A 19,403-nucleotide genomic window follows, 5' to 3' on the forward strand; every position below is an offset into this window, starting at 1 on the left:
GGCGGGTTCCCGGTGCGCCTGCCTGCTGGGCGATGGCGGGGCACCGTAGCGATGCAGGCTGGTGGGCGCTCGGGTACGAAGTGAGCGGGCTATCGGGGTTCCTGGGTTGAGGCGCTGGGCCGGGATCCGCCGCTTTCTCCCGGTGGTCGCATTCTTCGCCGGTGTGGTGGGCGATGCCCTGACACTCGGTGTTCGGGTCCGCAGTCTCGATTTCTGGCGCCTCGGGGCTTTGCTCGCCCTTGCCGCCTTCCTGATCGTGCTGCTTGCCCGCCGGGAACACCGGGGGGCACTGCCGCCTCCCGAGGGGGCAGGCTGGCGGGAACGTCTGCCCCGCTTGGCCTGGGATGCTCCCTATCTGGGCCTGCAGTTTTGTGTGGGAGGACTGTATTCAGCCCTCTTCATCCTCTATTCCAAGAGTTCCGGACATTTCGCCGCCTGGCTGGTGACCGGGTTGCTGGCGTTTCTTCTGGTGGCCAACGAATTTTGGGGTCGTGCCTATGGGGGGCGATTTACCCTGATCTGGGGACTGTTTGCCTTCTGCGCCATGCTGCTCATGAACTTCGCGCTGCCCTTTGCAGCCGGGAGCCTGGATCCCCGCTGGTTCTATCTCTCCACGGCTCTGGGGCTGGGTCTGGCCCATGGGCTGCGCCTCGCCTCCCCAGGCCGTCCCGGTCGCATCCTGCCGGCCTGGGTCGCGGCGGGGGCTCTGATCCTGGCCTGGAGCCTGGGCATGATTGCGCCGGTTCCGCTGGTCAAGCGTCACGTCATCGTGGGGCAGGACTTCGAGCGGCGGGGGGGCGAATATGTTCTGCGGGTCGAGCCAGCACCGGGTTGGCAGTTCTGGCGCGATTGGGCTTCCGTCGTCAACGTCCCTGAGCAGGGACGGCTTTACGGCGTTTCTGCCGTTTTCGCGCCGCGGGGCGTGTCGGCGGCACTGGAGCATCGCTGGGAGCGGCGCGACCAGACCGGACACTGGCGGCCGGCTGGCGCCGCGCGCTTCGAGGTAACCGGCGGCCGGGAGCAGGGCTTTCGGGCCTATTCCTACGTGGTCGCCCCGCAGGCCGGGGAGTGGCGCCTGATCGTCGCGACCCAGGATGGACGCACCATCAGCACGACCGAATTGCAGGTTAACCGTGGGGTGCCCGAGGGGACGGAAGTGCGCCGTCTCTGATCGCGGGGGGGGGCCTTGCCAGGCATTTTGGGCAAAGGCGGAGCCCTCGCGCGAGGCGGCCGAGCCGCTCGATCGAGTCCAACTCCCCTGCCTGAACGATGGGCGCCTACCCGGTGTAGTCTTCAGCGCGCAGGGTCGTCGCTCGGACGCCGCAGGATGACGTTCATCCCGGGGCGGAGTTCGGACTCGGGGACGTAACCGATGGCGCCAGGGGTGGTCTGGATTACCCCGGCCATTTCTCCTGGATTCAGTTCCCTGGGGGGGGCGCCCTTGCCGATGTAGCGGCGCACGGTCCAGTAGCCGATATATTTCTCGTCGTCCTGTTTGAGGTAATCCCGCAAGAAGCGGGTCCGGTCCGGGTGTCCCGGAGGGGCGTTCAGCGGAACGACCGCAATTCCGCCGATCTCGATCACCCGACCCGTGTACAGGCGCTGGACCGTGGCCGTGTCGGTACGGGGAACCGATGCATGTGCAATGACGACCATACCCTCCGCCAGGGCGTTCCCCAGTGGCAGCAGCCAGAGGCAGAGGAGGGCGAAAAGGCGGCTCATCCCTGTCGGTATCAGAAGGTGAAGTTGTAGGAGAAGGAGAAGACGTTGATGTTCTGATGCCGGATGTCACCACCGGCCGGGGCGTCGACGAAATGGGATACCCGACCGACACGGGTCAAGGCCCATTCGGCCTTGAGTTTTTGGGTGGGTGAAAGAACGTAGGCCGTGCCCAAAGCGAAGGTGGATTGGTCATATACCACCAGGCGATCCGCCGAGAAGCGCTGCAGGGCGTTGATGGTGGCGGCAAGGTTGGCGGGCAGGGGGGGTGAATTGACCCGATTGGCGTTGACGGCCAGGTAAAGGTCTAGGGAAGGATCGGCCGAGATGAGGCGGGATGCGGTGACATAGGGGCGCCAGGCGCCGACCTCGCCCCGCAGCGAAAGGTAGCCTCCGCGGGTATCCAGGCCTCCGCGGGGCGCGTTCAGATTGATGCGGCGGGCGAATTCGCCGGACAGACGCAGAGACCCAGGCAGGGCGATGTCGGCTCCCGCGGTGAGGATGCCGAAGTGCACGGCGCCGACCGAAGGAATGCTGACTCCCGGCGCCAGCGCGCTGGGCTCGGAGATGTAAAACCCTTCCCCGGCCAGCGAGACGAAGGGGGTGTCGCTGTGGAAATCCTCACCGTTGCGGCGGGAAACTTCGGCGTAGTGGTAGCCGGCGCGATAGACGTTTTCGGCGTGGTTCAGGGTGAGGGCGAGCCCGCGGGAGTCGATCTCCACCGGGACGAAGGTGGCGCCCCGGGGAGGGCCGCCGATACTCCGGATATCGTCCCGGAAAAAGAAGCGGGAATGGGAGTGGGCCCTGCCCCAGTAGGCGTCCAGGCCCAGATCGGCGCTGGGGAAGCTCCAGGTATGGCTGACGGAAATGCCGTTGGTCTCGTTGGTGGGCGAAATCGAGTACAACTCGGTGGGCAGTTGGGCGGCGTCGTAGGTGACGCCGACATCCAGGTTGGAACTGTTGAGGTAGTAGGGAACCCGTACCCGGCCGACGCGTATCAGGAGTTCGTTGCTGGGTCGCCAGGCCAGGAAGGCCCAGGTCAGGGTCGGGTCCCAACTGCTGTCGTCGCGGATCGAGGGGGCGATCTTCCCTTGGGCGACGAGGCTGAAGCTCTCGCTCAGGCGGATGTCGGCCTGGACCCCCAGAACGCTGTCGCGCATGAAGGTGCCATGCTCGTCGACGAAACGCTGATAGCGGTATTCCTGATCGGAGATCGCATAGCCCAGGGTGCCGAAACCTGAAAGCGACACTTGGGCGGCAAGGGGCCCGCTGAGCAGGGGGGCGGCGCACAGAACGGCCCGGAGCAGGGCGCTCGCTTGCCACGAAGGGGAAAGGAGATGGTGCGGTCGTGGCATGGTGAATCAGTCCGGCAATTGGCGGGCGATGTCCTGGAAGATGTCGGCGGTGGCCACCAGGGCGTCGACCAGCTCAGGGTCGAAATGCTTCTCGCGCCCCGTCAGGATGTGGCCGAGGGCGGCCTCATGCTCCATGGGGGCCTTGTAGGGGCGGCGGGTGCGCAGGGCGTCGTAGACGTCGGCCAGGGCCATCAGGCGGGCGGCCAATGGGATTGCCGTGGCGGCGAGTTTGTCCGGGTAGCCGCTGCCGTCCCATTTTTCGTGATGGTGGCGGGCGATCTGCTGGGCATAGAGTAGATAGTCGCTGTCTTCGCCCAGATGGCGGCGAATCTGGGCCAGGATGTCGTAGCCCCGCATCGCGTGGGTGCGCATGATGGCAAACTCGCCCTCGTCGAGCGGGCCGCGCTTCAAGAGGATGTGGTCGGGGATGCAGATTTTGCCGATGTCATGGAGAGGGGCCGATTTGACGATGCTGCGGATGGCGTCCGGCCGCAGGACGTGGCGATGCTGTTCCCGGGGCGCGATGTGCTCGGCCAGGACGCGCACGTATTCCTGTGTGCGGCGGATGTGATTGCCCGTACATTCGTCCCGGAACTCGGCCAACTCGATCATGGCCTGAAGCGACGCGTCCTGCAGGCGGCTGACCTGATTCATGCGGGATTCGACTTCGCGTTCCAGCCAGGTGTTCTTGTCTTCCAGAAAGTTGCGCCATTTCTGGTTTTCCAGGTGGGTATGCACCCGGGCAAGGACCACCGAGGGGCTGATGGGCTTATGGATGAAATCGACTGCGCCCACGGCGAAGCCCATTTCCTCGTCGACCGGGTCGACCTTGGCCGTGAGGAAAATCACCGGTGCCCGGGCGAGGGAAAGGGTGCTTTTCAGGCGGCGGCAGACCTCGTAGCCATCCATCTCGGGCATCATGATGTCGAGCAGGATGAGGTCGGGCGGTTGGGCCTGGGCGAGTTCCAGCGCCTTTTGGCCCGAATTGGCAACCTTGACGCGGTAGTGTTCCCGCAGGAGACCGTTGAGCAGGCTGAGGTTGGTCGGCGTATCGTCCACCACGAGCACGGTCTCGCGATCACGATCAAAGTGGCCGTCCATCATGGGTTCTCCGCCGAGGCATTGTTTTTGTCATCGCCATGGTCCAGCAAAATGAGCGCGAGGTCAAAATCGAAATTTTCCAGGGCGCGGGCGACCCGGTGGCGAACACTGGGGGAAAGGGATGACTTGCTTTCGGGAGCAAGGCGGTTCCAGCACTCGATGGCCTCCGCGTCGCCACCGCGCAGCAGGGTACGCAGTTCGTCGATTCCGGCGGCGGCCTTCGTCGGCGAGGGCCTTTCGGCGGGAGGAAGGCAAGCCTCGATGGCGGCGACCAGGGGCTGTATTCCCAGTTCCAGAGCGGGGATTTCCGTTTCGATGAGGGCCCGGTTCCGGGCGACCAGTGCGTTCTCGACGCTGCGCGCCCGGGCCTCGATCTCGAGCGCCCCGACCGTGCCGGCGATGCCCTTCAGCGTGTGGGCCAGGCGGGCTTGCTCCTCCCAGCGCCCATCGGCCATCCTGGCGCTCAGTCCGCCGACGAGGGAGCGGGCTTCCCGGCAGAAGCGCCGCAGGACCTTGAGATAGAGTTCCTGCCTTCCGGCGGAGCGTCGCAGACCGATGGAGGTGTCGAGACCACTGATGGCCGCGAGGCGCGGAAGTCCAGGGTGGGCCTCACTTTCCTCGCTTGCGGGGGGCGCCGCCTCGTCGGGCTTACGGCCGGTCATGCGTGCCAGCAAGGCAAACAGAGCCTCGGGTTCGAAGGGTTTGCCGATGTGATCGTTCATGCCGGCCGCCAGGCAGCGGTCGCCTTCTCCTGCCATGGTGTGGGCCGACATGGCGACGATGGGCAGGGAAGCAAATTCCGGCCGGGCGCGCAATCGCCGCGCTGTCTCGTATCCATCGAGCACGGGCATCTGCAAATCGAGGAGCACTAGATCGAAGCGATCGACAGGACTGGCGAGGAGGGTCACCAGGGCAGCCTCACCGTGGATTGCCGTCTCTACCTCGATGCCCCAGTCGCTCAGGACATCCGTGGCCAATTGCCGGTTGAGTTCGTTGTCTTCGACAACCAGGATGCGCAGCCCGGCAAGGGTTGCGCGATCGGTCTGCGTGGCTCTGCGGGTTCCGGCACTCCCGCTCTGGAAGAGGCGTCGGATATCCGCAGGCAGGACGGGTTTGGCGATGACCTGGCAACTCGGGGGAAGCCTGGTCGCGCTGCGCAGCAAATCGGAATCGAAGGCGGATACCACTGCAGTGACTCGGGGCAGCGGCAGGCCCAGATCGTCCAGGCGCTTGAGCACGTCGTCTCCCGAGAGACCGGGCATGACCCAGTCCAGGAGCAGGACATCGAAGGGGCGGCCCCTGGCCTGGGCCTCGTTCAGAAGATGAATGGCTTCCTCGCCCGAGGCGGCAAGGGTCGGGCAGCCTCCGCCGGAAACCCCGACGCCCATGGTCTCGAGCAGGCCGCCAAGAACCTCGCGGGAAAGGGGACTGTCGTCGGCAATGAGCGCGCGCAGGCTGCTCAATTCGGGCGAGGGCGCCCCCTGGGGCCGGCGTGCTGCCCGGGGCAGGCGGAGCGTGACGGCAAACTCGCTGCCGCGCCCCGGTTGGCTGCGAACCTCGATGCTGCCCCCCATCATGGTGCAGAGACGTTTGGTGATGGCCAGCCCCAGGCCGGTTCCACCGAACTTGCGTGTGATGGAGCCGTCGGCCTGGGTGAATTCCTGAAACAGCCGGCCGGTCTGCTCGGCATCCATGCCGATGCCGGTATCCGAAACCAGGAGCACCAGGGTAAGTTCCTCTTCGTCAGCGTGGGGGCAGGCGAGCGTGAGGCGCACGTGACCCCTGTCGGTGAACTTGACGGCATTGGAGAGCAGGTTGGTGAGAATCTGGCCCAGGCGCAGGGGATCGCCGACCAGTTCGCGGCCGTCTGTCAATACGCGACTGCCTGGATCGAAGAGCAATTCCAGGGACTTTTCCTCCGCCTTCTGGCGAACCAGATTCAATGAACCAGCGACGACATCGTCGAGCATGAAGGGGGTGCGCTCGATTTCCATCTTGCCCGCTTCGATCTTGGAGAAGTCGAGAATGTCGTTGATGATGCCAAGCAAGACCCGCGCCGACTGGTGCACCTTCTCGACATAATCCCGCTGGCGCGGCGAGAGCTCCGTGGTGAGCGCCAGATGGGACATGCCCAGGACCGCGTTCATGGGCGTGCGAATCTCATGGCTCATATTGGCCAGGAAAAGCGACTTCGCCTCGGTGGCCGCTTCTGCGCGTTTGCGCGCTTCCTCCAGGGCGTGCTGGGCCTCTTCCCGATGAAGAATGTCCGCCTGGATGGACTTGGCCATTTCATCCATGGTGGAGCCGAGCAGGTGCAGTTCCTCCACCGAGCCGTCGATGGCCGTGCGGGTATCGTAGCGTCCCTTGGCCAGTTGTCCGGCAGACCGGCGCAGGGACTGCACGGGACGGACCAGGCGACGATTGAACTCGAACAGGCCCACGATGACCAGGATCACCGACGCCAGGGCACCGACGGCAGACACGGTGATCCAGAGTTCCAGGCGCTGGTTGGCCGCTTCCGTCGCGCGTCCGGTGCGCTGGTCGGTGATCTGGACGAGGCGCTCCGCAGCGCGGGAGAGCCTTGCCTGTCCCTGGTTGTAACTGGGGCTGTGCACGAGTTGGGAGGCAAATTCCAGATGGGGCTTCCCTTCCGAGACGAAGCTGCGCGACACGGGGTCATAAAGGCCCTGGGTCGCGGCAAAGGCGATCTGCTCCACGTCCTTGATGCTCTCGGTGGCTTCGATGACGGCGGCCAGGGCGGCGAATTCGGTCTGGTCGAAACCCAGTTCGTCCATGCGGGCACGCAAGGACTTGCGCATGCCGTCCTTGGGGATGCTGTGGCGCAGATTGCCGGCCACGACTTCATCCCAGTAGGCGCTTGACCAATATCCGTCGGGCGCGGCCTTCTCTCCGTTGCGGATGGCCAGGATGTCGTAGTAATAGGAAAGGTAGCGAATCTGGCCCGTGGTGGTGAAGGCCCGCACCAGGCGGGCCAGATTTCCGACCTCCCGCTGCAGGTCGAGCACCAGTGCGATGGCCTGCTGCCGGTGGAGCTGTGCTGCCGCGGTGCCTTGCTGGGCCTGGACGACCTTGAAGGCGAACAAGCCATTGGCTCCCAGGGTGGCCAGCAACACGGCGGAATAGATCAACGACAGCCGTGTGAGTTTGAGCACCGCACCACCTCTCCGACCCGGTTCAAGGATTCATGGGCAACAGGGCACAACCTTGGCATAGCTTTCCCCTTGTGACAAGGGAATCGAGCCATGATCCCCGGGTTTCCCGCTCCACTGTGGGGAATCCGCGCCAGGCCGCAGGGAAGCATTGTCCTTAACCTGGAAAATGGTTAGAATTCAAAAGTTTTGTTCCGCCCGCCTTCTTGGCGGGGATATTTTCGGGGTGGGCGTTTCGCCCATTTTTTATTTGTAGTCATGAATTTGCACGAACTGCTGGAAAAGACCGTGGCCGGCCTGGGATTTGAACTCGTCGATGTCGAGTTGTCACCCCGGGGGCGGACCATCCGCGTATTCATCGATCAGGCTTCCAAGGAAGGTGGGATCGATGTCGACGACTGCGCCCGGGTTTCCCATCAGTTGTCGCGCCTGTTCGAAGTGGAGAACGTCGATTACGACCGGCTTGAGGTCTCCTCGCCGGGACTCGACCGGGTGGTCGGGAAGGCCGCCGATTTCGAGCGTTTTGCCGGACAGGACATCCAGATCAAGATTCGCGTTCCCCTCGAAGGCAGGAGGAATTTTCAGGGGTGCCTGCTTGGCCACAAGGATGGCAAGGTCGGTCTGAGGCTTGCCGCCGGGGACGTGGAACTGGATTTGAGCAATATCGAAAAGGCACGTCTAGTGCCGCGATTCGACTGAAGGACGAGGAGGTTGTAGCCCATGAGCCGTGAAATGTTGTTGTTGGTGGATGCGCTTGCCCGCGAGAAGAACGTCGCAAGGGACATCGTTTTCGGTGCCCTCGAATTGGCATTGGCCTCGGCGACCAAGAAGCGGATCCACGACGAGGCCGAGGTTCGGGTTTCCATTGACCGCGATACCGGGGCGTACGAGTCTTTCCGTCGCTGGCTCGTGGTGCCTGACGACGAATACGTCAATGAGTACCTGCAGGTTCCGCTCTCCGAAGCGTGTCAGGACGACCCCGAAGTCGAGTCCGGTGATTATCTCGAAGAGGCGCTGGAGCCCATCGACTTCGGTCGCATCGGCGCCCAGGCGGCCAAGCAGGTCATCCTGCAGAAGATCCGCGACGCGGAGCGCGAGCAGATCCTCAATGACTTTCTGGACAGGAAGGAACACGTCGTCTCCGGCACCATCAAGCGCATGGAGCGCGGCAACGCCGTCGTCGAGGCAGGCAAGATCGAGGCCCTGCTTCCCCGGGACCAGATGATTCCCAAGGAAAACCTGCGGATAGGCGACCGGGTCAAGGCCTATCTGCAGCGCATCGATCGGGGGGCCCGCGGCCCCCAGATCATTCTTTCCCGCACGGCACCGGAGTTTGTCATCAAGCTGTTCGAACTCGAAGTCCCCGAGATTTCGGACGGCCTCATGGAACTGAAGGCCTGCGCCCGGGATCCGGGGCTGCGCGCCAAGATTGCCGTGAAGTCCAACGACCCCCGCGTCGATCCCATCGGCACCTGCGTCGGCTTGCGCGGTTCGCGCGTCACCGCAGTGCGCAACGAGATCGGTGGCGAGAATATCGACATCGTCCTCTGGTCGGCCGATCCGGCCCAGTTCGTGATCGGAGCCCTTTCCCCCGCGGAAGTGTCTTCCATTGTGGTCGATGAGGACAAGCATGCCATGGACGTGGTCGTGGACGAGGATAACCTTGCCATCGCCATCGGCCGCAATGGCCAGAATGTCCGGCTGGCTTCGGAATTGACCGGCTGGAGCATCAACCTGATGACCCAGGAGGAATCGGCCAAGAAGTCCGAGGCCGAGTACGCGGTGACCCGGGTCATGTTCATGGAAAAGCTGGACATCGACGAGGAACTGGCTGATCTGCTCATCGAGGAAGGCTTTTCCACCCTCGAAGAGGTGGCCTACGTGCCCCTGGCCGAGATGTTGGAAATCGAGGGGCTGGACGAAGAAATCGTCAATGAATTGCGTACCCGTTCCCGCAATGTGTTGCTGACTGAAGCCATCGTGACAGAAGAGCAGTTGGAGGGCGTCAGCGACGACCTGCTCGGACTCGAAGGCATGACTCGCGATTTGGCGGCCAAGCTGGCCGGCAATGGCGTGAAGACCCGCGACGATCTTGCCGAGTTGGCGGTGGACGAAGTGACGGAAATGACCGGCATCGACGACGAGCGTGCCAAGGAACTCATCTTGAAGGCACGGGCTCACTGGTTCGAGTGAGCGGGAGGGGAGCAGCATGGCAGCAACCAGTGTTTCGCAATTCGCGACCGAACTTAAAATGCCCGTCGAGGCGCTCCTGGAGCAACTCGCCAAGGCTGGCGTCAATCTGAAGAGCAGTGCCGATTCCCTGGCTGACCAGGACAAGGCGCGCCTGCTCGAATACCTGCGCCGTTCCCACGGCGAGTCCGATACCAAGACCAAGATCACCCTGACCCGCAAGCAGACCAGCGAGATCAAGGCGACCGACGCCCAGGGGCGGGCCCGCACCGTCCAGGTCGAGGTGCGCAAGAAGCGTGTCCTGGTCAAGCGTGACCTCGCCGAGACGGTGGCAGAGGCTCCGGTGCAGGAGCCAGAGGTCATTGCGCCCTCAACCCAGACTTCCGTGATCGACGAAGGCGAGCTGCGTCAGCGTGAGAGCGAAGAAAAGCGCCAGCAGGAACTCCTGGAGCGCCAAGCCAGGGAGCTGAAGGAGAAGCAGGAACGCGAAGTCGAAATCGCGCGCCTGAAGCTGGAGGCCGAAGAGGCCGCAGCGGCGGCCAAGGCGGCGGAACTCGCCAAGCAGCAGGCCGCCACGCAGGCCAAGAACCAGGACCCGCCGGCCGACAAGGGAACGCTGCACAAGAAACCCGAAGCCGGCAAGAAGGGCCCCGGCGTCGGCCGGGCCGCCGATGATGGCAAGAAGAAACCCGGCCTCAAGACCCGTGGCGGCGATGCCGGCGGCGGCTGGCGCGAAGCCAAGCACGGCCACAAGAAGCATCAGAAGACCGACGATGGTCAGGGCGGTTTCCAGGCCCCCACCGAGCCGATGGTGCGCGAAGTGCACGTGCCGGAAACCATTTCCGTGGCCGACCTCGCCCACAAGATGGCGGTGAAGGCGACGGAAGTCATCAAGACCATGATGAAGATGGGCTCCATGGTCACCATCAACCAGGTGCTGGACCAGGAAACGGCCATGATCGTGGTCGAGGAAATGGGCCACAAGGCGGTCGCGGCCAAGCTGGACGATCCGGATGCCTTCCTGGTGGCCGACGTCGAGCACAAGGATGTCCCCCTGGAGGCGCGCGCACCCGTCGTGACGGTCATGGGCCACGTCGACCACGGCAAGACCTCGCTGCTGGACTACATCCGCCGCGCCAAGGTGGCGGCGGGCGAAGCCGGCGGCATCACGCAGCACATCGGTGCCTACCATGTGGAAACCGAGCGCGGCATGATCACCTTCCTCGACACCCCGGGCCACGAGGCCTTCACGGCCATGCGTGCCCGCGGCGCCAAGGCCACCGACCTGGTCATCCTGGTGGTGGCCGCCGACGACGGCGTCATGCCCCAGACCAAGGAGGCCATCCACCACGCCAAAGCGGCCAATGTGCCCGTGGTGGTAGCCATCAACAAGATGGACAAGCCCGATGCCAACCCGGACCGCGTCAAGCAGGAACTGGTGGCGGAAGGCGTCATTCCGGAAGAGTACGGCGGCGATTCGCCCTTCTGCCCGGTTTCCGCCAAGAAGGGCACTGGCATCGACGAACTCCTCGAGCAGGTTCTGCTGCAGGCTGAAGTTCTCGAACTGACCGCCCAGAAGGATGCGCCGGCCAAGGGCCTGATCATCGAAGCCCGTCTCGACAAGGGCCGCGGCGCCGTGGCTACCATGCTGGTGCAGTCCGGTACCCTCAAGCGGGGCGACGTGGTGCTGGCCGGCCAGGTCTTTGGCCGCGTCCGCGCCATGCTGGACGAGAACGGCAAGCAGATCAACGAGGCCGGGCCTTCCATTCCTGTCGAAATCCTCGGCCTGTCCGACGTTCCCGGCGCCGGCGAGGAAGCCATCGTGCTGGCGGACGAAAAGAAAGCCCGTGAAATCGCCCTGTTCCGTCAAGGCAAGTTCCGCGACGTCAAGCTGGCCAAGCAGCAGGCCGCCAAGCTGGAAAGCATGTTCCAGCAGATGGAAGAAGGCGAGGTCAAGAGCTTGCCCCTTATCATCAAGGCCGACGTGCAAGGTTCCCAGGAAGCCCTGGTGCATGCCCTCTCCAAGCTGTCCACCGCCGAAGTGCGGGTCAATGTCATCCATGGTGCCGTCGGCGGCATCAGCGAGTCCGACGTCAACCTGGCCCAGGCCTCCGGCGCCGTCATCATCGGCTTCAACACCCGGGCCGACGCCGGGGCGCGCAAGCTGGCCGAAAACTTCGGTGTCGATATCCGCTACTACAACGTGATCTACGACGCGGTGGACGAAGTCAAGGCTGCCCTGTCCGGCATGCTGTCTCCAGAGAAGCGCGAACAGGCCCTGGGCCTGGTCGAGATTCGCCAGGTCTTCCATATCTCCAAGGTCGGCGCCATCGCCGGTTGCTATGTGCTGGAAGGCATCGTCAAGCGCAATTCCCGCGTGCGTCTGCTGCGCAACAACGTTGTGCTGTGGGATGGCGAACTCGATTCCCTGAAGCGCTTCAAGGACGACGTGAAAGAAGTGAAGAGCAGCTTCGAGTGCGGTTTGTCGTTGAAGAACAACAACGATATTGCCGAAGGCGATCAGCTCGAGGTCTACGAGATTCAAGAAGTCGCCCGAACGCTGTAATTTTGGTTGGGTGCGGGCTTGCCCAGGCGTTGTTGCATCCCCCTTGCCGTACATGCGTACTGTCTGCGGGGGTTGCGCCTAGCCTGGGCTTTGCTTTTGGGTGGTCGCGTGCTGGACCGCCGGTTTTTTGAGTAGGTGGTTCGATCGTGAAAAAATCTTCTGCTTCCTTCGCCCGTTCCGACCGCGTCGCCGAACAGGTGCGGCGCGATCTGGCCGACCTCATCCAGACGGAACTGAAGGATCCCCGTGTCAAGCTGGTGAGTCTGACCGCCGTCGAGCTGACGCCGGATTACGCCCATGCCAAGGTTTTCTTCACCACCCTCGACAGCGAGCATCTGGCGGCGGTGCAGCAGGGACTCGACCGGGCTTCCGGTTTTCTGCGCCGCGAGCTGGGCAAGCGCATTCACATCCACACCCTGCCGCAACTGCACTTCATTCACGATACCTCGGTGGAGCGGGGCACCAGCCTGTCGCACTTGATCGATCAGGCCAATGCCTTGAGCGATCAGACTCCCGACGACTGAGTTTCCCATGCAGCCGCCCAAGGTGAAGAAGACCTGGCAGCAGGTCGACGGCGTGCTTCTGCTCGACAAAGCGGTGGGCATGAGTTCCAACGATGCGTTGCAGAAGGCGCGACGCCTGTTTTCCGCTGCCAAGGGCGGCCATACGGGTACCCTGGATCCCCTGGCTTCCGGGCTCTTGCCCCTGTGCTTTGGCGAAGCCACCAAGTTTTCGGCGGACCTCCTGGATGCCGACAAGACCTACGAGGCCACGCTGCAACTCGGCGTCACAACGGATTCAGGCGATGCCGAGGGGCAAGTGACCGCCACCCGGCCCGTGGCGGTGTCCCTGGCGGACATCGTGGCGGTGTTGCCGCGCTTTGGCGGTGACATTCTGCAGGTGCCGCCCATGCATTCTGCCCTGAAGCGTGACGGGCGACCCCTCTACGAACTGGCTCGCCAAGGGGTGGAGGTGGAGCGGGAGGCGCGCCCGGTGACCATCCACGGGCTGGAGTTGCTGGGCTTTGCCGGCGAGGCTTTGTCCCTGCGCGTTCGTTGCAGCAAGGGCACCTATATCCGGGTGCTGGCCGCCGACATCGGCGCAGCCCTGGGTTGTGGGGCCCATCTGACGGCCCTGCGGCGTACCGCAGTGGCCGACCTCGACCTTGGCCACGCGGTCACCCTGGCGGCCATCGAAAGTCTTGCCGAATCGGAGCGCGCAGCCGTCTTGCGCCCCGTGGATGCCCTGCTGCAGAGCCTGCCGCGTATCGACCTGGAAGGTCCGGCGACGGAGCGCTTCCGCCACGGCAATCCGGTGGCGGTGACCCCCGGGCAAGGGGGCAGGGCTCGCGTGTACGCGGAGGGGCGCCTGATCGGTGTCGGCGAAACCGGGTCCGGGAAACTGCTGTGGCCCAAAAGGTTGGTGCAATTGGCATCCTGAACGGGTATAATCCCGCGCTTCCCGTTGCCGACGGGAATATTTTTCAACTGGCGCTGGCTCTATCAAACCGGGGCGGCGTCGCTTCAACCAAAGAGGGTTTTGAAATGGCATTCACCACCGCTACCAAGGCGGCCATCGTGGCCGACTACGCCCAGTCCAAGGGCGACACCGGTTCCCCGGAAGTGCAGATCGCGTTGCTGTCCGCGCGCATCAACGAGCTCCAGCCCCACTTCAAGGAGCACACCAAGGACCACCACTCTCGCCGTGGTCTGCTGCGCCTGGTTTCCCAGCGCCGCAAGCTCCTCGACTACCTCAAGGGCAAGGACGTCGAGCGCTATCGCACCCTGATTACCCGCCTCGGCCTGCGTAAATAAGTTCTTCCGTTCGTTCTTCGCGCCGATACTTTGTCGACTGGGCCTTGCCGTGCCGCCCGCGCAACGTAGTGCCTCGGGACATGCGCAGTGAAGCGGGCGATTAAGGCCCCCGGGAGGGTGGCGCGGGCTGCTGCGTCCCCTCCGCTGCACAGCTCCGCAGGTCCTTCGCTACGGGGCCGCGCACTGTCTGCGGCTGGTCTTCGCGTCTCGGTGCGAAGCTCGAACGGAATAAAGGTCCGTGGCTACTGAAAAGAGCGGTCGGTTATCCGGCCGCTTTTTATTTTTTTGTCGTACCGTTGTCTGTTGTTTCTAACGTATTGATTGTTAATGTTGTGTTGAGAGTGTGAGAGGAAAAAAACTATGTTCAATGTCGTGAAAAAGACTTTCGCCTACGGTGCCCACCAGGTCACCCTGGAAACCGGCGAGATCGCTCGTCAGGCCGGTGGTGCCGTTGTGGTGACCATGGAAGACACCGTGGTGCTGGTGACGGTGGTTGGTGCCAAGACTGCCAAGCCCGGTCAGGATTTCTTCCCCCTGACCGTCGATTACCAGGAAAAGGTTTATGCCGCCGGCCGCATTCCCGGGGGTTTCTTCAAGCGCGAAGGTCGTCCTTCAGAGAAGGAGACGCTGACTTCCCGCCTCATCGACCGTCCCATCCGCCCGCTCTTTCCGGACGGTTTCTACAATGAGGTGCAGGTCGTCGCCACCGTGATGTCCCTCAACCCGGAAGTCGACTCCGACATCCCGGCCCTGCTCGGCGCCTCGGCTGCCCTGGCCATCTCCGGTGTGCCCTTCAACGGCCCCATCGGCGCTGCCCGTGTCGGTTACATCGATGGTCAGTATGTGCTGTGCCCGACCCTCAGCCAGCTCAAGGACAGCCAGCTCGACCTGGTGGTTGCCGGCACCGAGAGCGCCGTGCTGATGGTGGAATCCGAAGCCCAGGAACTGTCCGAGGAAGTCATGCTCGGCGCCGTGGTCTTCGGTCACACCGAGATGCAGAAAGCCATCGAGGCCATCAACCAATTGGTCGAGGAAGCCGGCAAGCCCGAGTGGGACTGGCAGGCTCCCGCCAAGGACGAGGCCCTCATCGCCCGCCTGAAGGATGTTTGCCAAGGCAAGCTGGAGGAAGCCTACAACCTGACCGTGAAGCAGGAGCGCAGCCAGCGCGTGAAGGAACTCCGGGCCGAGGCCGTCGCCGCGCTTTGCGAAGGCGAGGGGGCTCCCGACGAGAATACCGTCGGCAATCTTTTCTTTGAACTGGAAGCCGCCATCGTCCGCGGCCGCATCCTTTCCGGCGCTCCCCGCATCGACGGGCGCAACACCCGCACCGTGCGCCCGATCACCATGCGCTCCGGCGTCCTGCCCCGGACCCACGGCTCGGCCCTGTTCACCCGCGGTGAAACCCAGGCCTTGGCAGTGGCCACCCTGGGCACCAACCGCGACGAGCAGATCATCGACGCCCTGGCCGGCGAGTACCGCGACCGTTTCATGCTGCACTACAACATGCCTCCCTACGCCACTGGTGAATGCGGTCGGGTCGGGACGCCCAAGCGGCGCGAAATCGGCCATGGCCGCCTGGCCAAGCGCGCTCTCCTGGCCGTGCTGCCCAAGCCGGAGGATTTCAGCTACTCCATGCGTGTCGTCTCCGAGATCACCGAATCGAACGGCTCCTCGTCCATGGCTTCCGTCTGTGGCGGCTGCCTGGCCCTGCTGGACGCCGGCGTGCCGTTGAAGGCCCATGTGGCCGGTATCGCCATGGGGCTGATCAAGGAAGGCAACCGCTTCGCCGTGCTCACCGACATCCTGGGTGACGAAGATCACCTGGGCGACATGGACTTCAAGGTGGCCGGCACCACCGGCGGCATCACCGCCCTGCAGATGGACATCAAGATCCAGGGCATCACCAAGGAAATCATGCAGGTCGCTCTGGCCCAGGCCCAGGAAGCCCGTCTGCACATCCTCGGCCTCATGCAGCAAGCCGCTGCGGGCCCCCGCGAAGAGATGTCCGCCTACGCCCCGCGCCTGTACACCTTCAAGATCAATCCGGAGAAGATCCGCGACGTGATCGGCAAGGGCGGCGCCGTCATCCGGGCGCTGACGGAAGAAACCGGCACCACCATCGACATCCAGGACGACGGCACCATCACCATCGCCGCCACCAGCGGAGAAGCCGCTGCCCTGGCCCGTTCGCGCATCGACGCCATCACCGCGGAAGTGGAGATCGGCAAGATCTACGAAGGCACCGTGCTCAAGATTCTCGACTTCGGCGCCATCGTCCAGGTCCTGCCCGGCAAGGACGGCCTCCTGCACATTTCCCAGATCGCCAAGGAGCGCGTCAACAAGGTCGAGGACTACGTCAAGGAAGGCCAGGTCGTGCGCGTCAAGGTCCTGGAGACCGACGACCGCGGCCGGGTCAAGCTGTCCATGAAGGCTGCCATGGAAGAGGCTGCAGCGCCCGCCGCGGAGGGAGTCGCCCAGCAGCAACAGCAGCAGCAACAGCAGTAAGAAAGCAGTAAGAACAAAGGGCGCCAAGGGCGCCCTTTGTTCTTTGGCAGGGGGAGGGCAGGCGGACGAAGGGTTTATTCCCTTCCTCGTCTTCCTTCCCCCTTCCTGTTTATTTGGCCATCTGTTTTTCTTTGAGTTCTTCCAGAGTCTTGCAGTCGATGCACAGGGTCGCTGTGGGACGGGCTTCCAGGCGCTTGATGCCGATCTCGACGCCGCACTTGTCGCAGAAGCCGTAATCCTCGGCCTCGATGCGGCCCAGGGTTTCGTCGATCTTCTTGATGAGCTTGCGTTCCCGGTCCCGGTTGCGCAGCTCGATGGCGATGTCGGTCTCCTGACTGGCGCGGTCGTTGGGGTCGGCAAACACGGTCGCTTCGTCCTGCATGGTGTGCACCGTGCGGTCGATATCCTCGCTCAATTCCTTTTTGAGGGTTTCCAGGATCTTGCGGAAATGCCCGAGTTGCTTGGCGCTCATGTATTCCTCACCCTTCTTGGGTTCGTAGGGAGGGAAGTGTTTGTGCAGCAGGTCTTCAGCCATGTTGGAGGCGCGTCCGGTGAGGAAAAAGGCGATTAAATATCAGAAAGCCGAAAAGCCCGCAAGCAATTATGGGCATTGGCCAGCCGACCCGCCTGTGGCGCGGGTTTCGGGTGGATGGTAAACTGCGCCGCGTTCGGGGCGTAGCGCAGTCTGGTAGCGCATCTGCTTTGGGAGCAGAGGGTCGCGAGTTCGAATCCCGCCGCCCCGACCATCCTTTTTCGGCCTGTGCCGTTCCCATGTCGTCCGGAGTGCCCGTAGCTCAACTGGATAGAGCAGCTGCCTTCTAAGCAGCAGGTCGGGGGTTCGAGTCCCTCCGGGCACGCCAGCCCCCCAGCGCCGGGTTTGCGCTGGCAGCAACGGGAGTGGGCGGCGCGCACGGGGCGATCCGTTCAGGCCATGGCGGGGCAGACGCGATTGCGCCCCCCGTTTTTTGCCGCGTACAGATTCTGGTCTGAAGCGGTGATCAACTGCTCGGGCTGCGAATCCCGGTCGGGGACGCAGCAGGCGACGCCCAGGCTGAGGGTCACCCAGGGCGAAACCTCGCTCGTACCGTGAGGCAGGTGAAGCCCCTCCACCTGGGCCCGCAGGCGTTCTGCAACCACTTCGGCGCCTCCCAGTTCGGTTCCCGGCAGGATGACGGCGAATTCCTCGCCGCCATAGCGGGCGGGTAGGTCGGCCGCCCGGTAGATCTGGCGCTGAAAAATTCCCGCCACGGCCTTGAGGCAGGCGTCGCCGCCCTGGTGTCCGTAGTGATCGTTATAGCGCTTGAACTGGTCGACGTCGGCCAGGATCAGCGACAGCGGCTCGTTCTGGCGGCAGGCGCGGGCCCATTCGGCGTGCAGCTTCTCGTCGAAGCCACGGCGGTTGGCGATCCCCGTGAGCGCATCGCAGGTGGCCAATTGCTCGAGGGCCAACTGGGCGTTTTTCTGCTCGGTCATGTCGCGCAGGGTCTCGACCACGGCGATGAGTTCGCCGGCCTCGTCGTAGATGGGGCCGACGTCGATGGCCAGATAGAGGCGGGTGCTGGCGCGGGGCATGACGCACCAGTTTTCCGCCTTGACGCCATTGCCGAAGTCCGAGGGCGTCATGTGCTGGGTGTAATGCGCTTCCAGTTCGTGCATTCTTCCCTGGGCGAGCAAATCGGCCAGGCAGGGGCGGGGGCGGGCATAGAAGCCCTTCCAGTGGTCCGTGGTGCCGACCACTTCCGCGGCGGGAATACCGGTCAGGCGCTCGCAGGCGCGATTCCAGATGATGACGCGGCAGTCCCGGTCGATGACGAAGGTCGGGACGACCAGATGCTGCATGAGATTGATCGCGAACGCGTGTTCACGGGACAAGGCCCGCGCTTTGCGTGTGGGCATGGAATGACCTCCTCCTGCGGTGGACAGGTCTGGTGCCTGCTACGGTAGGCGGCATGATAATGAGGCCGATGGGTTTGAGGAAGCGATCGGTCAGTGGGGCGCCGGGCTAGAATGGCGAGTGCAGCCCTGCCAAGGCTCTCTGTGGGGCCTTGGCGCAATAGGATGGTGGAACCCGGGGGGCGGCATCGGTGCGGGAGCGCGGCTGCTTTGGGGGAGGGCCTACCGGCCAAGGATGGCTCGGGAGCCTGGTCAGAAGTTTCGAACTTTCAGGAGGTTGCCATGGTGAGACTCTGCGGTGTGGTACTGCTCACTTTTTTCATGCTGACCTGTGGCGTGCGCGCCCAGGATCAAGCCCTCGTGTTCGGCATCCTCAATCAACAGAGCCCGCAGTTGACCGCGGAGCGCTGGAATCCCATCTTTGCCTACCTGGGCGGCGTCACCGGCTACCGTTTCCAGTTGCGCATGGGGCCCAATGTCCAGGCCACCAACGCCATGATGGCCAAGGGTGAATTCGACCTGGTCTTCACCAACCATAATTTCCGTCCCGAATACGACGGGACTTACAAGGTGCTCGCTCGCTGGGGCAATGCACCGATCTTCGGCGTCATCGCCGTGCTGCAGGGCAGCCGCCTCGCGCGCTTGAAGGATCTGAGCGGCCAGCGCATCGCCTATCCTTCCCAGAATGCCTTCGTCGCTTACGCCGTGCCCAAGGCTGCCCTGCGCGGGGCGGGAATCGGGGACAAGGAAGTGTTGGCGGGCAATCAGGAGGGGGCGCTGGCCCAGCTTGCCTCGGGTCAGGTCGAGGCTGCGGCGGTCAATTCGCGTTTTCTGACCCAGTATGCCGCCCGCACCGGTTTGCGTTATCGCGAAATCTATACCTCGGCGCCCTATCCCGATCTCGCGGTTCTCGCCCATCCCCGCCTCACCCCGGAGCAACTCGACCGCATCCAGGCGGCGCTCGTCGGCATGAGCACGGACCCGAAGGCCGTGCCTCTTCTGGAGGCGAACCAGTTTCCCGGCTTCTTCCCGGCGACCGAGAAGGACTATGACAGCGTGCGCCGCGCCTATCGCGCCCTGGGAAATTGAT

15 protein-coding genes and 2 tRNA genes are annotated in these 19,403 nt (G+C 63.8%); 11 read left to right on the plus strand and 6 right to left on the minus strand.

What is annotated here, in order from left to right:
* Positions 1–106 precede the first annotated feature (106 nt).
* Positions 107–1,171: a DUF2914 domain-containing protein gene (locus IPM73_05590; protein MBK8917535.1), complete on the plus strand. Its 1,065-nt coding sequence runs from the start codon at positions 107–109 to the stop codon at positions 1,169–1,171.
* A gap of 122 nt (positions 1,172–1,293) precedes the next feature.
* Here the strand turns inward: IPM73_05590 and IPM73_05595 are convergent, their stop codons facing one another.
* The 4 genes from IPM73_05595 to IPM73_05610 are packed head-to-tail and all read right to left on the minus strand — an operon-like array spanning position 1,294 to position 7,348.
* Positions 1,294–1,722 carry a hypothetical protein gene (locus tag IPM73_05595; GenBank protein MBK8917536.1) on the minus strand — a complete coding sequence of 143 codons (429 nt, stop codon included), beginning with the start codon at positions 1,720–1,722 and terminating at the stop codon, positions 1,294–1,296.
* 11 nt (positions 1,723–1,733) lie between these two features.
* Positions 1,734–3,074 carry a hypothetical protein gene (locus IPM73_05600; protein MBK8917537.1) on the minus strand — a complete coding sequence of 447 codons (1,341 nt, stop codon included), beginning with the start codon at positions 3,072–3,074 and terminating at the stop codon, positions 1,734–1,736.
* A 6-nt stretch (positions 3,075–3,080) separates the two neighbouring features.
* Positions 3,081–4,175 (minus strand): two-component system response regulator, encoded by a 1,095-nt coding sequence (locus IPM73_05605; protein MBK8917538.1) that lies wholly within the window; start codon positions 4,173–4,175, stop codon positions 3,081–3,083.
* Entirely contained in the window at positions 4,175–7,348 is a 3,174-nt protein-coding gene (locus IPM73_05610; protein MBK8917539.1) for a response regulator, read from the minus strand. Before IPM73_05610 ends, IPM73_05605 begins: the two co-directional genes overlap by 1 nt.
* A gap of 255 nt (positions 7,349–7,603) precedes the next feature.
* Here IPM73_05610 and rimP point away from each other — a divergent pair, with 255 nt between their 5' ends.
* The 7 genes from rimP to pnp all read left to right on the plus strand — a co-directional run bounded on the left by rimP (position 7,604) and on the right by pnp (position 16,420).
* Complete coding sequence (gene rimP, locus IPM73_05615; protein ID MBK8917540.1) at positions 7,604–8,044, plus strand: ribosome maturation factor RimP; 441 nt, start codon at positions 7,604–7,606, stop codon at positions 8,042–8,044.
* A gap of 21 nt (positions 8,045–8,065) precedes the next feature.
* On the plus strand, positions 8,066–9,538 hold the full coding sequence (gene nusA / locus IPM73_05620; GenBank protein MBK8917541.1) for a transcription termination/antitermination protein NusA: 1,473 nt from the start codon (positions 8,066–8,068) through the stop codon (positions 9,536–9,538).
* A 16-nt stretch (positions 9,539–9,554) separates the two neighbouring features.
* Positions 9,555–12,101, plus strand: coding sequence for a translation initiation factor IF-2 (gene infB, locus IPM73_05625; GenBank protein ID MBK8917542.1), 2,547 nt, complete (start codon positions 9,555–9,557; stop codon positions 12,099–12,101).
* Between the two features lie 146 nt (positions 12,102–12,247).
* Entirely contained in the window at positions 12,248–12,625 is a 378-nt protein-coding gene (gene rbfA, locus IPM73_05630) for a 30S ribosome-binding factor RbfA (protein ID MBK8917543.1), read from the plus strand.
* A gap of 7 nt (positions 12,626–12,632) precedes the next feature.
* Positions 12,633–13,541: a tRNA pseudouridine(55) synthase TruB gene (gene truB / locus IPM73_05635; protein MBK8917544.1), complete on the plus strand. Its 909-nt coding sequence runs from the start codon at positions 12,633–12,635 to the stop codon at positions 13,539–13,541.
* A 104-nt stretch (positions 13,542–13,645) separates the two neighbouring features.
* Complete coding sequence (rpsO, locus tag IPM73_05640) at positions 13,646–13,915, plus strand: 30S ribosomal protein S15 (protein MBK8917545.1); 270 nt, start codon at positions 13,646–13,648, stop codon at positions 13,913–13,915.
* Between the two features lie 360 nt (positions 13,916–14,275).
* On the plus strand, positions 14,276–16,420 hold the full coding sequence (pnp, locus tag IPM73_05645) for a polyribonucleotide nucleotidyltransferase (protein ID MBK8917546.1): 2,145 nt from the start codon (positions 14,276–14,278) through the stop codon (positions 16,418–16,420).
* A 109-nt stretch (positions 16,421–16,529) separates the two neighbouring features.
* On the opposite strand, the gene dksA is transcribed toward pnp, so the two are convergent.
* Positions 16,530–16,955, minus strand: a complete 426-nt coding sequence (dksA, locus tag IPM73_05650; GenBank protein ID MBK8917547.1) for an RNA polymerase-binding protein DksA — start codon at positions 16,953–16,955, stop codon at positions 16,530–16,532.
* A gap of 134 nt (positions 16,956–17,089) precedes the next feature.
* Between dksA and IPM73_05655 the strand changes: the two genes are divergently transcribed.
* Both IPM73_05655 and IPM73_05660 read left to right on the plus strand, forming a co-directional pair.
* Positions 17,090–17,166 (plus strand) — tRNA-Pro (locus IPM73_05655).
* Between the two features lie 37 nt (positions 17,167–17,203).
* A tRNA-Arg gene (locus tag IPM73_05660) sits at positions 17,204–17,280 on the plus strand.
* A gap of 64 nt (positions 17,281–17,344) precedes the next feature.
* Here the strand turns inward: IPM73_05660 and IPM73_05665 are convergent.
* Positions 17,345–18,316, minus strand: a complete 972-nt coding sequence (locus tag IPM73_05665; GenBank protein ID MBK8917548.1) for a sensor domain-containing diguanylate cyclase — start codon at positions 18,314–18,316, stop codon at positions 17,345–17,347.
* 279 nt (positions 18,317–18,595) lie between these two features.
* Between IPM73_05665 and IPM73_05670 the strand changes: the two genes are divergently transcribed.
* Positions 18,596–19,402, plus strand: coding sequence for a phosphate/phosphite/phosphonate ABC transporter substrate-binding protein (locus tag IPM73_05670; GenBank protein MBK8917549.1), 807 nt, complete (start codon positions 18,596–18,598; stop codon positions 19,400–19,402).
* Position 19,403 lies beyond the last annotated feature (1 nt).

This window comes from Betaproteobacteria bacterium (genome assembly GCA_016720065.1).
GTDB lineage: Bacteria > Pseudomonadota > Gammaproteobacteria > Burkholderiales > Rhodocyclaceae > SSSZ01.

Coding starts and splice junctions, on each gene's coding strand:
- IPM73_05595 (MBK8917536.1), bottom strand. CDS start 1,722: ATGAGCCGCCTTTTCGCCCTCCTCTGCCTCTGGCTGCTGCCACTGGGG.
- IPM73_05600 (MBK8917537.1), bottom strand. CDS start 3,074: ATGCCACGACCGCACCATCTCCTTTCCCCTTCGTGGCAAGCGAGCGCC.
- IPM73_05605 (MBK8917538.1), bottom strand. CDS start 4,175: ATGGACGGCCACTTTGATCGTGATCGCGAGACCGTGCTCGTGGTGGAC.
- rimP (MBK8917540.1), top strand. CDS start 7,604: ATGAATTTGCACGAACTGCTGGAAAAGACCGTGGCCGGCCTGGGATTT.
- nusA (MBK8917541.1), top strand. CDS start 8,066: ATGAGCCGTGAAATGTTGTTGTTGGTGGATGCGCTTGCCCGCGAGAAG.
- infB (MBK8917542.1), top strand. CDS start 9,555: ATGGCAGCAACCAGTGTTTCGCAATTCGCGACCGAACTTAAAATGCCC.
- truB (MBK8917544.1), top strand. CDS start 12,633: ATGCAGCCGCCCAAGGTGAAGAAGACCTGGCAGCAGGTCGACGGCGTG.
- rpsO (MBK8917545.1), top strand. CDS start 13,646: ATGGCATTCACCACCGCTACCAAGGCGGCCATCGTGGCCGACTACGCC.
- pnp (MBK8917546.1), top strand. CDS start 14,276: ATGTTCAATGTCGTGAAAAAGACTTTCGCCTACGGTGCCCACCAGGTC.
- dksA (MBK8917547.1), bottom strand. CDS start 16,955: ATGGCTGAAGACCTGCTGCACAAACACTTCCCTCCCTACGAACCCAAG.
- IPM73_05665 (MBK8917548.1), bottom strand. CDS start 18,316: ATGCCCACACGCAAAGCGCGGGCCTTGTCCCGTGAACACGCGTTCGCG.
- IPM73_05670 (MBK8917549.1), top strand. CDS start 18,596: ATGGTGAGACTCTGCGGTGTGGTACTGCTCACTTTTTTCATGCTGACC.